The sequence below is a fragment of the Pseudoxanthomonas sp. GM95 genome (assembly GCF_900109775.1).
GTDB lineage: Bacteria > Pseudomonadota > Gammaproteobacteria > Xanthomonadales > Xanthomonadaceae > Pseudoxanthomonas_A.
Genome location: NZ_FOAX01000001.1, coordinates 1686275 through 1699907 on the forward strand (window position 1 = coordinate 1686275; position 13633 = coordinate 1699907).

Sequence of the window (13633 nt, forward strand, 5' to 3'; positions counted from 1 at the left end):
AACGAAAAGCCGACATGGCGCTTTGCGCCATGCCGGCCATCCCGCGAGACCGCAAACAGCGGCTCGCACTCCCCGCCTTAGAACGTCACCGTCATGCGCGCCCACATGAAGCGGCCCAGCAAGTCGTATGTCGCCACGTCAGTGTTGGCGTTGGTCACGTTGTTGGCGTAATACAGCGGCGGCTGCTTGTTGGTGATGTTGTCCACACCCACTTCGAAGCGCGTGTGCCACGGCGTCACCTGGTAACCCACCTGCACGTTGTTGTAGACGTAGGCGCCGATGCCGCGGACCACGCCGGCCTGATCGGAATCGGCCGACAGCCCCTGGTCCAGATCTGTGCTGCCGATCTCGGTCTTGCCGACATAGCGCAGACGCCACGCCGCACTCCAGTCACCCTTGCTCCAGCTCAGCGTGCCCAGCGCACGCCAGCGCGGGAAGTTGCCGTAGGAATAGGTGAACTTGCCGGCGTTGTGGATGGTGACCGTGCTCGGATCTGTGGTGTCGGGCAGGATGTCGTACTGCGTGGTGTAGGTGCCATTGAGGCTGGCGGTGAACTTGCCCCACTGGGTGTCCGGCAGGCGATAGGCCAGGTTGAAGTCGATGCCGCGTGCCCAGAGCTTGCCCAGGTTCACGGTCGGCTCGGCGATATAGTTTATGGTGCCGTTGCCGTTGCGGTGGATCAGCGCGCAGAAGCTGCTGGCCGAGTTGGCGTAGCACTGGTTCATCACGGTCTGCGCCGAGACGGTGGTGATCGTGTCTTCCAGATCGATGCGCCACCAGTCCGCGCTCAGCGACAGGCCATCGAGCCAGCGCGGATCGTAGACGAAGCCCACGTCATAGGACTTGCCGGTCTCCGGCTTCAACTGGTAGCCGGCCACGGCCGCACCCGAGGCCTTGCCCGAGACTTGTCCATCGGCCTGCTGGTAGCTGCCGTCGGTGGGCACGTTCGCACAGGCCGCCTCGTGACCACCGGTGTAGCCGTTGCAGGGGTCATTGGCAGTGGCTGCATCGCCGGCCACGCCCGCATACAGCTCGCTGATGTTGGGCGCGCGAAACACCTGCGAGGCCGTCGCCCGCAGCAGCAGGTCCTGCACCGGGCGGTATTCCAGCGAGACCTTGCTGTTGGTCTTGCTGCCGACCGAGCTGTAGTCCGAGAAGCGCGAGCCGAGCGTGAGGTTCAGCGATTCGACCAGCGGCAGATCCTTGAGCAGCGGCAGCAGCGCTTCGGCATAGGCTTCCTTGACGTCGAAGCTGCCATTGAGCGTGGAGGCGCAAAACTCGATCACGTTGCACAGGCCGTTCTCGTCGGCTGTCCATAGCGCATCGGCCTGCGTGCTGGTGGACTCCTTGCGATACGACAGGCCTGCGGCCAGGCTCACGGTGCCGGCAGCCAGGTCGAACAGCTCGCCGTTGGCGTTGGCCTCGAACTGCTTGACCGTGTAGACGCTGGTGACGACCGGGTTGACCAGCATCGATTCCAGCGCGGCCGTGTTGGAGGCATCGTTGATATTGAAGATGTTGATCGGGGTGCAGCCTGCGATCAAGTTGCCGGCGCTCCCGCACTTGACCGTGCCATCGTTATCCATGAACGAGGCACCGACGGCCTGGTTGAACTTGGCGTAGTCCAGGAAGCCGTAGTTGATCGACTTCTGCTTGACCCGGCCATAGTTGAAGCTGGCATCCCACTGCCAGGAGCTACTGCCGAAGCTACCGCGCAGGCCCGGCGTCACTTGCAGGTTATAGGTGTTGTACTGGTAGCGACGATTGCCCAGCGCGGTGATGCGGGTATTGAGGTCGTTGTACGAGGTGCCGGTAGTGCGATCAGTTCCGAAGTTCACGCCATACGGGTTGTAGTAGCTGTCGGCCGAGACCAGGAAGTTGTCGCCATTGGCGAAGATCGGGATCGGCGCGATCACCGACGACGACTCGGTCTTGCTGAACCACGTATTGAGATAGGCCTCGACGTTGTCGTTGATCCGGAAAGTCCCCAGCACGAACGCATTGGTGCGCTCCTGCGGGGTCTGCAGCAGGTTGTAAGGCTGATAGTTGTAAGAGTCGTTTGCTGCGCTATAGCAGTGGAAGTCGCTGGCACCAGCCGTACCGTTGACGCCACTATTGAGGGTCACGCGCGAACAGCCGTTGGCCGTGGCCAGTGCCGTGGACGCCGCCGAACCATCGTTGAAGTTGACCGAGCCGGTCGGCGTGGCCGACGACCCCTGCTTCACCGACGCGCCATCGATCAGGTACAGCGCGTCCTTGGAGTAGTCACGCTCGGCGGCCGAGACTGCATCGAGATTGTGATAGGACAGGCCGGCGACGAGGCTGCCGCGGTCCCAAGTCTTGCCGGTGGTGAGCGAGAAATTGCGGCGGTTGCCGTCGCCCTTCCAGCTGCTGCCGAAGTCGGTGGAGAACTGCGTGCCCTCGAAGCGATCGCGCAGGATGAAGTTCACCACGCCGCCAATGGCATCGGAGCCATACACGGCCGAGGCGCCATCGCTCAGCACTTCGATGCGCTCGATCATGCTGGCCGGAATCGCATTGACGTCGTTGTAGGCCAGGCGCGTGCCATTGACCAGCACCAGCGTGCGCTTGTCGCCCAGTCCGCGCAGCGAGACCGTCGAAGCGCCCGTGCCGCCGCCATTGTTGGTATTGGGATTGGTGGCGTTGCCGGCGATGGACGGCAGTTCCTGCAGCAGGTCGCCGACGGTCGCCTTGCCGGTGGCGGTGATCTGCTCGCGGGTGACGGTCACCACCGGGTTGGCGGTCTCGGTATCGACGCGGCGCAGGCGCGAGCCGGTGACCACGACGTTGTCCAGGGTCTTGGGCGCATCGTCGCCAGAAGCAGTAGCCTCCTGGGCTGACACCGGCGACGCTCCGGCAAGCGCCAGCACTGCGGTGATCGCGATGGAGAGGCCGCGCCGTGTGGCGAGTGGAGGCGCGTGCAAGCGTGCAGCGTTGGCGGAAGCGAACATCGTGGGCGTCATTGCGGTAGTTCCTCAGAGATGCGCGTACCACGGCAATCGAGGGCAACAGTCCCCCGCACCGGCAAGCGCCAGCGAATCGGCTTGATCTGTCTTGCGTGCTGGCGAACGCGCCAGGGAATGACCGGGAAAGCGATGCACGCGAGGAGCGGCCCAAGATCTCGACCTACGTACAACGCAACGCTTTCTTAATCACACGGTCACAATGTGCCGCTCACGACGCCGCAGCGTCTTGTCGCATTTGATGCCTGTGGATGCGGAAAACAGCACGGACCCAGCAACGATTTCCGCGCGCTTGTCGCCCGTCAGTGCGTGGCGCCCCGCACTGCGCCTTCCCGCGCCCACAGCCGGATCATGCTGGCACCATGTGCCGGCACTGACACAGTCTCGACACCGTGTTTCAGCGCGCGTCCGGACCAGAGATCGCGTGCTTTCCAGCGTGTTCCGGGCAGGGAGATATCCGCGCTCGACACATTGAACGACTGCGTCGCTTCGCCGCGATTGAAAATCCCGATCACCACCGAGCCATCGGCCATCGCCTTTCGCCACAGCGACATCTCACCCGCGCTGCGCACCGGCCGCCCCTGCTGGCCCAGCGCATCCTGGTCGACCGCGATCACGTCCCGATTCAGTAACAGCTGCCGCGTCACTGGATCGAGCGTGCGGACATCGTTGCCCAGCAGCAGCGGCGCAGCGGACAACGCCCAGAGCGTCATGTGCGTTCGGTATTCGGCTTGCGACATGCCGCCGTTGCCGACCTCCAGCATGTCCGGATCATTCCAGCCGCCGGGGCCGGCATCGGCCGCATCGCCATTCCGATCGAAGCCGATGCTGGCCATCACCGCATAGCGATCCTCGATGTCGCCCGTCGTGCGCCACAGGTGGCCACCTACGTCGCGCCCCCACTGGCCGACGTGGTCGCGGCCGTACTGGCACAGACTGTAGAGAATCGGGCGCCCGGTCGCGCGCAGGGCCAAGCCCATTTTCAGATAGGCCTGCCGCACCTGCAGCGGCGTGCGGAAGATGCCCTCGCCCGAGCACAAGTCGTACTTGACGTAGTCGATGCCCCACTCCGCCCAGGCCCGCGCATCCTGCTCGACATGACCGTAGCTGCCGACATAGCCGGCACAGGTCTTAGGGCCTGGCGAACTGTAGATGCCCAGCTTGAGGCCCTTGGCATGCACATAATCGGCCAGCGCTTTCATGTCGGGAAAGTGTGCATTGGGCTGCAGTACGCCGCTGGCATCACGTGCGCCCTGCCAGCCGTCGTCGATGTTGATATAGAGATAGCCGGCATCGCGCAGGCCGCTGCGCACCATTGCATCAGCGATCCCCCGGACGGTGGCATCGTCGATTCGATCGGCGAACTTATTCCAGCTGCTCCAGCCCATCGGCGGCGTGGCGGCTTGTCCATCCGGCGCCAGCCCCTGCATCACGGGCAAGGCTTGTGCCGGAAATGCCAGCCGCGCCGCGTCGGCCTCGCTGCCGCGCAGGCCGACGATATCGACCTGCTCGTCCCAGATCCGACCCTGCACGCGCAGATGCCCATCGTGCAGCGTGGCTGTCCACGGCCGTGCGGGCAGCTTGGCGTTGCCGTTATCGATCTCGAATGACGCGGTCGTGCCTTCGATGCGCAGCCGATTCATCGGTACATCGCCATACCAGTCGGTGGTCAGGCTGCCTTGCGGCTGGCCGTCTCTCATTGCGATCCGCAGGTAGCGCGGCCCAGGGAATGAGGGCCCTTTGGCAAAGACCCAGACACCTTCCAGCGAACTGGCTTCAGCAGTCACCGCAGCCTGTTGTGCGAGCGGCGGCGCATGCGCGCAGCCGGCGAACGCGGCGACGGCTGTGCCCAACACCAAGGCAAGAAGCACGGGCTTTACAACCACGTGAAATGGAATAACCAGTCCGATACGCGCCATGGCGCCTCCCGTGATCATCGAAGAAGGCGCCACGCCCAATGCAGGCGTAGCGCGTGTGCGCTCAGGCCGGAATCAACCAGCCGCCGAACAGCGGTCCGGCCGTATCGCCGTGCTGTGGCTCGAAACGGAAGGTCAGCGATTGGGCCTCGCGCGTCAGCGCCGGCGGCAGCGGGTAGTCGTGGTCGACGAAGTCGATCACCTGCCCGCGCTCGACCTTGACCTCCACGGCCAGCTGGCCGTTGATGAGGATGTTGAAGCGGCCCTTGTCGCTCCCCCAGAAACGCAGCCGCAACGCCAGCGGCGCATCGCTGCTCTTCATCTGGAATTCGACGAACCCCTTGCCGCGCACGTCGCGGCATTCCTGCCTTCGGTAGGCGCCACCGAAAGAGGTATCGCTGGTGAGCTTATGCGCCTGTTCGGAGGCCTCGTTGCCGAACTGGATCATGTCCACCGCACTGGCCAGCAATGCGGCATGCTCGGCCTTGTCGCGCGTGCGCCGTTGCGCTTCCTGCGCCCACTGTTTGGAGTCCATGCGCTTGAAATACAGTGCGCTGCGGCGGTCGTACTGCGCGTAGAACGGCGCGAACTCCAGCGCCTGCGGACGCGTGGTGCTGGCCAGGTAGCGCCCGGGCTCGGGCAGGGCCACGAAGCCGGACAGCGGCGAGACATCGGCCACCAGCGCAGGGTCCGGGGCGTCATAAGGCGTGGTGACCGGCCCCAGGTCGGCGGCCAGCGCCAATGGACCGCGCATCACCACCACGCTGTCCGGATCGCCCGCGGCGTGCTCCAGGCGCAAGGGCGTTTCGAGCGCCAGCTCGATGACATCGCCGGCCTTCAAGCGACGCTCCAGCAATGCATAACCGCCTTCCATGTGGGCACTGGTCTTGCGCCCGTTGAGCGTGAGCGCGTAACGCCCCTCGCACCAGGCCGGGATCCGCAGCATCAGGCGCTGCGGCGCCTTGGCCCCGGCACGCGTCACCTGCAGGCGCACCTGGCCGTTATGCGGGATGCCGCTGTCCAGCTCCAGCACCAGCTCGCCCTGTTTCCAGTCCAGGGTCGAGGGAATGTACAGGTTGACGTACAGCGCGCTGCCGTCCTGCCAGTAGATCGAGTCGCCGAACTGCGCGTGCGCCTCCATGCCGCTGCCGACGCAGCACCAGAACGAATCAAACTTGTCCGAGAACCCGCGCTCGCCGCCGGTGATCATCGGCGTCATGTAGGTGAACATGCCGGTAGCCGGATGCTGCGCGGCCATCGTGTGGTTGTGCAGCGTGCGCTCGTAGTAGTCGAAGTACCGCGCCTGCGGCGTCCACTGGTACAGGTGCCGGGTCAGCTTGAGCATGTTGTAGCTGTTGCAGTGCTCGCAGGTCTGCTCGGTCAGGAACGCGGCAATGGTGTCCGGTTGCTGGAAATACTCGCGGTCTGCATTGCCGCCGATCACGTAGCTGTAGTGGTTGGTCACCGTCTCCCAGAAGAAGCGCGCCGCGGCTGCCGAATCCGCATCACCCACGACTTCGAATTGGCGCGCCTCGCCGATGAACTTGGGCACTTGGGTATTGGCGTGATGGTGCGGCAGGTCATCCTTGCCCGCGAGGGTAGGGTCGATAATCTTGTCGTGGCGCAGCCGCTTGCCGATGGCAATCCAACGCGCGTTGCCGGTGCGCGCGCCCAGTTCGATATAGGACTCGTTGAGGCCGCCGAACTCGGTGTCCAGCAGGCTCTGCATCTGATCGTGGTTGAGGGCGTCGAAGACCCCGGCCAGGTACGCCGCCAGCGGCGTGAGCACCTCTAGCGCCTGCGGGCTGTCGGCCAGCTCATTGGCGTCGAGCAGGCCGGCGAACAACTTGTGCACCGTGTACAGCGGCGACCAGCTGCCATTGATATTGAAGGCGCTGCCCTTGACCTTGCCGGCCCGTACGTCCTCGAACACGACCTTACCGCCCTCGATCTTGCCGGCGTCGGTCTTGCGGGTCAGGCCACCGAGGTAGCCATCGGCGTCCTGGTCCTGGGCGCGGGCCAGCTGGGCCACGATGTAGTCGATGCGTTGCTTGACCTGCATATCGCCGGTCTGCGCATACAGCTTGGACAGCGCACTGAGGTAATGCCCCAGCGTGTGGCCGGCGATGGTGTCGCCTTCCCAGCCGCCATAGACCTCGCCCTTGGGCGGCAGGCCGGCATATTGCAGGAAGTTGTGCAGCAGCCGGTCCGGCTCGATCTCGAACAGATAGCGCCGGTTGACCAGCAGCGAATCCAGGAACATGGACGGCTTCAGCCTCACGTCCTGCAGCGGCAGCGCGGTCACCTTGCCGGCGATGGATGCAGCAGCGTCCCGCGGGAAGCGCAGCATCCCCGCCGCCACCGCCAGCGCGCTCCATTGCAGAAAGCGGCGGCGCGACAGGTCGCTGACCGCATGACTACAAGCCTGCACCTTTGTGGAATCGGAAGACGTACTCATGCGCGGCGCTCGCTGGCCATTACACGCAGAGAAGGGAAATAGAGCAGCGGCATCTGGATGTCCTCGATAGGCGAGCCCCACTCACGCGCCAACGGCGGCGAGACAGGCGGGGCATGAAGATCGAGGCCTGCGCCTCGCTAGAGCGACTATCACACCGACGTGCAAGCACCGTCTTGAGCTGCAGCGTGCCGGGACATGCGGAATCCGGCACGAAGCGGGCAAGCGTGCGGATCAGTCCAGGTCGCAGCGTGTGTCGGATGACATCGTCGCAGGGGCCAGCAAAACCGGCTGCGGCGCCAGCGCTTCCCATTCCTGCACCGCAACGGCCGCGTACTGGCTCGCGCCGCCAGACGCGTCGAGCACGGCGCGCAGGCAGCGGGTGGTCACGGGCCTGAACGTCACCGTGTTGGCTGCCCCTAGCGCGACCCCATAAGCGCTGATCGGCAAGACCGGCTGCCAACGCCCATCGTCGCGATACTCAAGATGCCAGCGCGCCGGTGGTGCCACGCCCTGCGATGCGCCGGCTGGCTGGTCGGCGAAAAACGTGATGCGACTGGCATCCAGTGTCACCGGCCGTCCCCATCGGTACTGGATCCATTGGCGGGCCGGATTGTGCGGCGTCCAGCTGCCCCACATGTCCGGCGGCAACGGATTGGCGCGGACGATGCCGTCGTTGAGCGCTTTGATCCAGTACTGGGTCGGAATGTCGGGACTATTGGATGCGCTGGCCTGCGCGGCGGCGGCGATATTGCGCTGCGGCTTCAGCGCGGGGCGCGGAGGATGGGTCTGCACGACCTTGCGCATTCGCGCCGGGCGGACGCTGTCGTCCCATTCGAGCATGTCGATGGCCACGCTGCGGCGGAAATGCCCGCCGCCCCTGGCATCGGCGGTGTGATAGATCATGTACCACTGGCCACCGAAGGCGATGATGCCCGGATGCGAGGTGGTGCTGGACACCGGGTCGAGCACCACGCCGCGGTAGGTCCACGGACCCAATGGCGACGGCGCGGTGCCATAGGCGATGCAGGCGTGGTAGCGCGCGGGCGTGCAGGGTGAATCGGGGCCGGCATTGTTGCCGGCGTAGGCCATGTAGTAGGTCCCGTTGCGCTTGAACAGCCAAGGCGCCTCGAAGAAGCCATCGAGCGTGGAGACCTGCACCGCATGCCCGATCGGCGTGCGCATGTCCGCCGCCAGTTCAATCCCCCGCAGCTTGCCGAACGTGCCCCAATACAGATAGACGCGGCCATCGTCATCCACCATCACCGTCGGGTCGATGTTCTGGATGTCGTTTCGCTCCGGCAGCGACTGCGACACGATTGGTCCTTGGCGGTGCGCGTCACGCCAGGGTCCCAGCGGACTGTCGGCCACCGCCACGCCGATGGCGAAGCGGTCGGGGTTTGTCGAATCGCGCTCTTCTACCGGCGCATACAGGTAGTAGCGCCGGTCTGGCCCCTGCACGATCTGCCCCGCATAGGCGCGGCCCGGCGCGGCCCAGGCAAATACCTGCTCGGGCTTGAGGATCGCCGGATAATGCGTCCAGCGCCCGCCGGCGACATCGTCGGTGACCAGCAGTTGCCATTCCTTCATCACAAAGTCGTTGACGTCCGGTGCGGCTTCGTCGCGCCCGGCCAAGATGTAAAGTCTTCCATCGGCCACCAGCGGCGCCGGATCGGCCGAGTAGTACTGGCCGTCGGCCATGATCGGATTGACGTGGGCTTGCACCTGCCGCGAGGCCGGTTGCTGTGCGCTGGAGGCGCACGCCCACCCGATCAATCCGATGATCGCCAGCAAACGCGGCTGCACGCGCCTGGTCATAGCGCGGATGCCGCCGGCTCGACGCCGCGCACCGTGACATTCACCGGCAGCTGCCCGGTCTGTCCGCGCCCTTGCACGACGCCTTCCAGCATGCGCTCGCTGCCGGCCGCAGGTGCCTGTACTGAAGCCTGCGGCCAATGCACCGAGCGACGTTCGCGCGAGCCATCGTTGTACTGCACGGTGGCGAAGGCCGGCAGCGCGACTGGGCTGCCGGCGACGGCGCGCAGAGGCGGTAGAGGATCGACGGTATTGACCTGCCCAGGCTCGCTGGCCCGCACCCAGAGCTGCGCGGTGACCGGCAGCCCGCCATCGGCCAGGCCGTGAATCTCGACGTGGCCATCGCTGCCGAGTCGACCCGCCCCGATTTGCGGCCAGCGCACGGCGAGCAGGCCCTGGCTGCCATCGGCATAGGTGCCGGTGATGCGATCGGGCAACGTCGGTACCTGGCCAGCGCCGGTGCGCACGTCCAGCGTCTCCAGCCGCTCGGGACGATCAGCGAACACCTGCCATTCGTCCACGCCCAGCGCCGCACGACCGCTGCCCTGCGTCGCCGTCTCGATCACTGCGCGCAGCGCCGTGGTGGTGACCGGCGCAAAGTGCACGCGGCTGGGCTTGTCACGACCTGCTAACGGATAACCGCCGGTCACCGGCAGGTCGACCCAATGCTGGTCCTGCAGGAATTGCAGCTTCCAGCTGACCGGCTGCATGACGCCGCCATCGGGCTGGTCGTCCCAGAAGTACATCGTGCTGGCCGAAATCCGCTGCGGCTGCGGCCACTGGTACTGCAGCCAGACCGAGGCCGGCTGCGCGCGTCCCCAGCTGCCCCAGCGACGATCGGCCGCTGGCGGTGAGGCCGCATCGGCAATGAAGCCATCGTTGAGCGCCTGCACGCGGTGATGGCTGGCGGTCTGCTGGGCCGTGGCGGTGGCCTCGCCCTGCACCTGCACGCCCTGCCCCACCGCCTGCGCAACGGCGTCCACGCGCACCTCGGCCTTTCCTTGCAGCGCGCCGTCATCGGCCACCAGGCGCAGTATGTAGCGACCGGGCGCCGTGAAACGCACGAGCGTCGAGGTCGCATCGGGCGTCCCGAACAGCGCCTCACCCTGCGCCGGCCCCTGGACCTGCTGCCAGTGCACCGCCAACTGCGCGTGCGGTAGCGCGTCGTCACCGACCTGGCCACGTAACTGGATCGCAGTGCCCTGCCCGCGATCCTGTTGCCAGACCACGACCTGCGGCGCCTGGTTGGCGGGCGCCGCCGCTGGCGCGGTACCGGTGGCGTAGACCTGCACTTCTTTCAGCCCAGTGCGCAACGCGCCGGCGTGGACCACCTGCACGCGCAAGCGCTGCGCGGTGATCGCCGGGAAGCGCACGCGGTTGCGATTGCCCTGCGCGATCGCCGCATCGCGCACTTGGCCAGGCACGGGCTTCCACAAGCCGTCGACAAAGACCTGCACCTGGTACATCCACGGCGGTGCGTAACCGGCGCGCGTACCCGAGGGAAGCCCGTGCTGTTCGCCCGCGGGCGAGGAGCTGCGATAGAAGTACAGGCGCACGTCGTCGAACCGCTGCGGCTTGCCCAGGTCCAGGTCGATCCAGTCGCGGTCCGACGGCGATCCCGCCGTGCCCCAGAACGGCTCGTTGACGGTGCTGCCATCCACCGCGCCGGCCGCGGCGAAGCCGGGCGCTGCGAAGCTCGATGTCACGCGCGCGCCAAGCGCCAGGTCCGGCGTGCTCACCGGCAAGGTTGGATCGACACCGGCCTTCTGCAGCACGTCGTCGATGCGCGCACCTTGGTCGAACACTACCTGCTCCGGGAGCAGGACCGTTGTACGCTGAGAGGCCAGCACCTGCGCACCGGCGGCATCGGCATTGACCGCATCTGCCGGCAGTTCGACCTGACCACTCGCCGGGTCGTAGACCACATGCGTCAGGCGATCAAGGGTCAGCACGCGCTTGCCGTCCAGGAATACCGAGTAGCCCTTAGGCATCCGCCCACCGTAATGACGGCCGTCCTTGTCCCAGACGATGGATAGGTTGCGATCGCGATAACGGATGTTGTCCGCGGCGAAATGGTCCCAGCCAATGTCGATCGGATACAGCTCGATCTTCGCGTCGCTGCGCGGGCGCAGACCCATCGCATCTTCGATCACGGTGAAGTTGGTCGCGCCCAGCTGGGTGTGGTGGATCCAGGAGCGGTAACCGATGTGGCCACCGTCATCCGCGCTGCCCTTGGCCCAGAATTCGTTCTGGTCCGGGTAGCGGTTGTCGCCATCGATGTCGTGCGCCCAGGCATTCCAGTACAGCAACTTGCGGTACCAGCCAGCGTCCAGGTACGGACTGGGATAGTCGCGCAGCACCGAGCCCAGCATGCGGAAGGTGACCGTCGAATTGATCACCGAGAAGTTGTTGCTGCCGCCCTCGCCGCGCGCCGCACGGTCGGCCTGGTTGGCGGTGTGGAACGGGAAGATCGGATACTGGTCTGCATCGGCGAACAGCCGCAACGCGCGCACGTATTTGGGATCGTAATCGGCCTCACCCGCCTTGGGCATCAGGCCGACGGTGAACGGGTAGTAGTTGTTGGTCTCCTTCCAGTCCACCAGGGCGCCCGGCCCGCCGACTTGGCGGTGCTTGAGCAGGTCGCCGTGCAGACCCATCGTATCCGGCGTGTCGCTGTGGTCCTGCCACAGCACCGACAGCACCGCGCTGCGGATCTTCGCCGCTTCGGCCTCCATCTGCTTGGCGGTGGCGAGGTCACCGGCGACGCGCGCGGCGTGGGCCGATGCCAGCGCGTTGGCATACACGTACGCACTCTCGGTGCGATCCATGCGCACCTGGCCGTGCTGCTTGGCCCAGTCGAAGGACACCGCGTCGGCGTCGTTACCGGTCATCGCCGCCCAGTCGTACTCGATCAGGCCATTGCCGTTACTGTCGTAGGCCTTGAGTAATCCGAGCACGTCATCGCGCCCGTAGCGCGCGAGCTTGCCGGCCACCGCGGCCGGACCACCGTGCAACTCATAGGAGCGCCAGGCCGCATCGGTCAGGTACTGCGCGTAGGAGTTGGACCAGTTCTCCGGCGAACCGGGGTTGTCGGCGTACTTGCCACTGGCGGCAACCTCGCCCGCGCCGATCCATGACCCGTAGGCGTAGGTCGGATCGCGCAGGTACTTCAGGTCGTCCAGGAACATGCACGTGGTCAGCACGATCGCGTTGTTGTAGCCGAGCACGCCTTCGATGGCGACCGGGAACTGATAGTCGTTGCCCGGCACGTCGGCATCGAGGAAGTTGAACCGCAGCAGCCACCAGCGATAGAACAACGTTTTGTCAATGTTGTCCTCGGGCGTGTCCAGGTAAGGGATGTTGTCGGCCCACCAGCGGTTGTAGGCGGTGACATGCCCGAGATAAGCCTGCTGCGGCGACTGCGCGGCAATCCGCTGGAAAGCCGCGAGCGAAGACGGCAACTCGCGCGTGATCAGGCCCAGCTGGAGCTTGTACGTCGCGGTCGTTCCCGAGGCCGGCACCTCGACGCGCCGTGTCAGCGACGCGCCATCGACCCTGAAGCCATCGCCAGACAACTTCGGAAACACGGTGGTGATGTCGTTGCGCGCCTGGAACGCGCCGGTGAGCATTCCGCCTTCCGGATGCGACGCCATCGGCGAGACCGCGGTAAGGGTCAACGCATGCGGTTTGCCGTCGGTCGCGGCCAGGCTGACCTCGGCCACGGCCACGTCATCCTGGGTGATGAACTTGACCAGCTGCATGCGCACGCCGGCCGCGGCATCGGCGAACGCGGTGCTGAAGTAGCTCGGCGTCTGCCGGCGCCTGGACGTGTCTTCGACCAACGTCAGCGGCTTGCCCGCCTCCGCGGCCTTGATTCGGAACAACGCGTCGTGACCGGTCTTGTGCCAGTACGCCACCTCGCCAACGAAGCCCGGTACTTCGGGCTTGTGCGTGTAGAGGTAAGCGGCTCGCCCACGGGTGAACAGCCAGTTGTTGGTGTCGTCGAACCCACCGCCGTTGCCATTGCGGGCCAGCATCCGGTCGATCCAGAAGTCATGACCAGGCGCCGTGCCCGCACCCTGTGCCTGGTCCGCCGCGAACACCGCTGGCAGATAGCCGCCCGGCGCGAACGGGACGCCGGTGTCCGGCACCGGATGGGCATCGCCCTTGAACACCGGGTCGCCGATGGCAATGCTGCGGTGCTGCACGACCTGCGCTGTCGACGTGGACGTCTGCGCCATCGAACAGGGCTCCAAGCCCAGCGCCAACGTGAGCAATAGCGCGCGCAGCGACCAGGCCAGGCCACGGCGCCGCGACGGGAGAACGTCACCCTTGGTGTTCATGCAACCTCTTCAAACCATGACGAAGGCAGATAGATCACGCAGCGGATTCACGCGCTTTGCGTGCACGCACTGCAGCCTTCAAAAACAAAACAGCGCCGCCCCGTCGCCAGGGCGGCGCCC

5 protein-coding genes are annotated in these 13633 nt (G+C 65.7%); all 5 read right to left on the reverse strand.

Annotation, left to right across the window (positions count from 1 at the left end; genetic code table 11):
• Window positions 1-77 precede the first annotated feature (77 nt).
• Window positions 78-2972 (reverse strand): TonB-dependent receptor plug domain-containing protein, encoded by a 2895-nt coding sequence (locus BMZ17_RS07790; protein WP_093138108.1) that lies wholly within the window; start codon window positions 2970-2972, stop codon window positions 78-80.
• Between the two features lie 314 nt (window positions 2973-3286).
• Window positions 3287-4903 carry a glycoside hydrolase family 27 protein gene (locus BMZ17_RS07795; RefSeq protein WP_093137853.1) on the reverse strand — a complete coding sequence of 539 codons (1617 nt, stop codon included), beginning with the start codon at window positions 4901-4903 and terminating at the stop codon, window positions 3287-3289.
• Window positions 4904-4964: 61 nt separating this feature from the next.
• Window positions 4965-7358, reverse strand: a complete 2394-nt coding sequence (locus BMZ17_RS07800) for a glycoside hydrolase family 127 protein (RefSeq protein WP_093137856.1) — start codon at window positions 7356-7358, stop codon at window positions 4965-4967.
• Between the two features lie 231 nt (window positions 7359-7589).
• Window positions 7590-9140, reverse strand: a complete 1551-nt coding sequence (locus BMZ17_RS07805) for a family 43 glycosylhydrolase (RefSeq protein ID WP_254775247.1) — start codon at window positions 9138-9140, stop codon at window positions 7590-7592.
• A gap of 29 nt (window positions 9141-9169) precedes the next feature.
• Entirely contained in the window at window positions 9170-13411 is a 4242-nt protein-coding gene (locus BMZ17_RS07810) for a galactose-binding domain-containing protein (RefSeq protein ID WP_093138109.1), read from the reverse strand.
• Window positions 13412-13633: the final 222 nt, after the last annotated feature.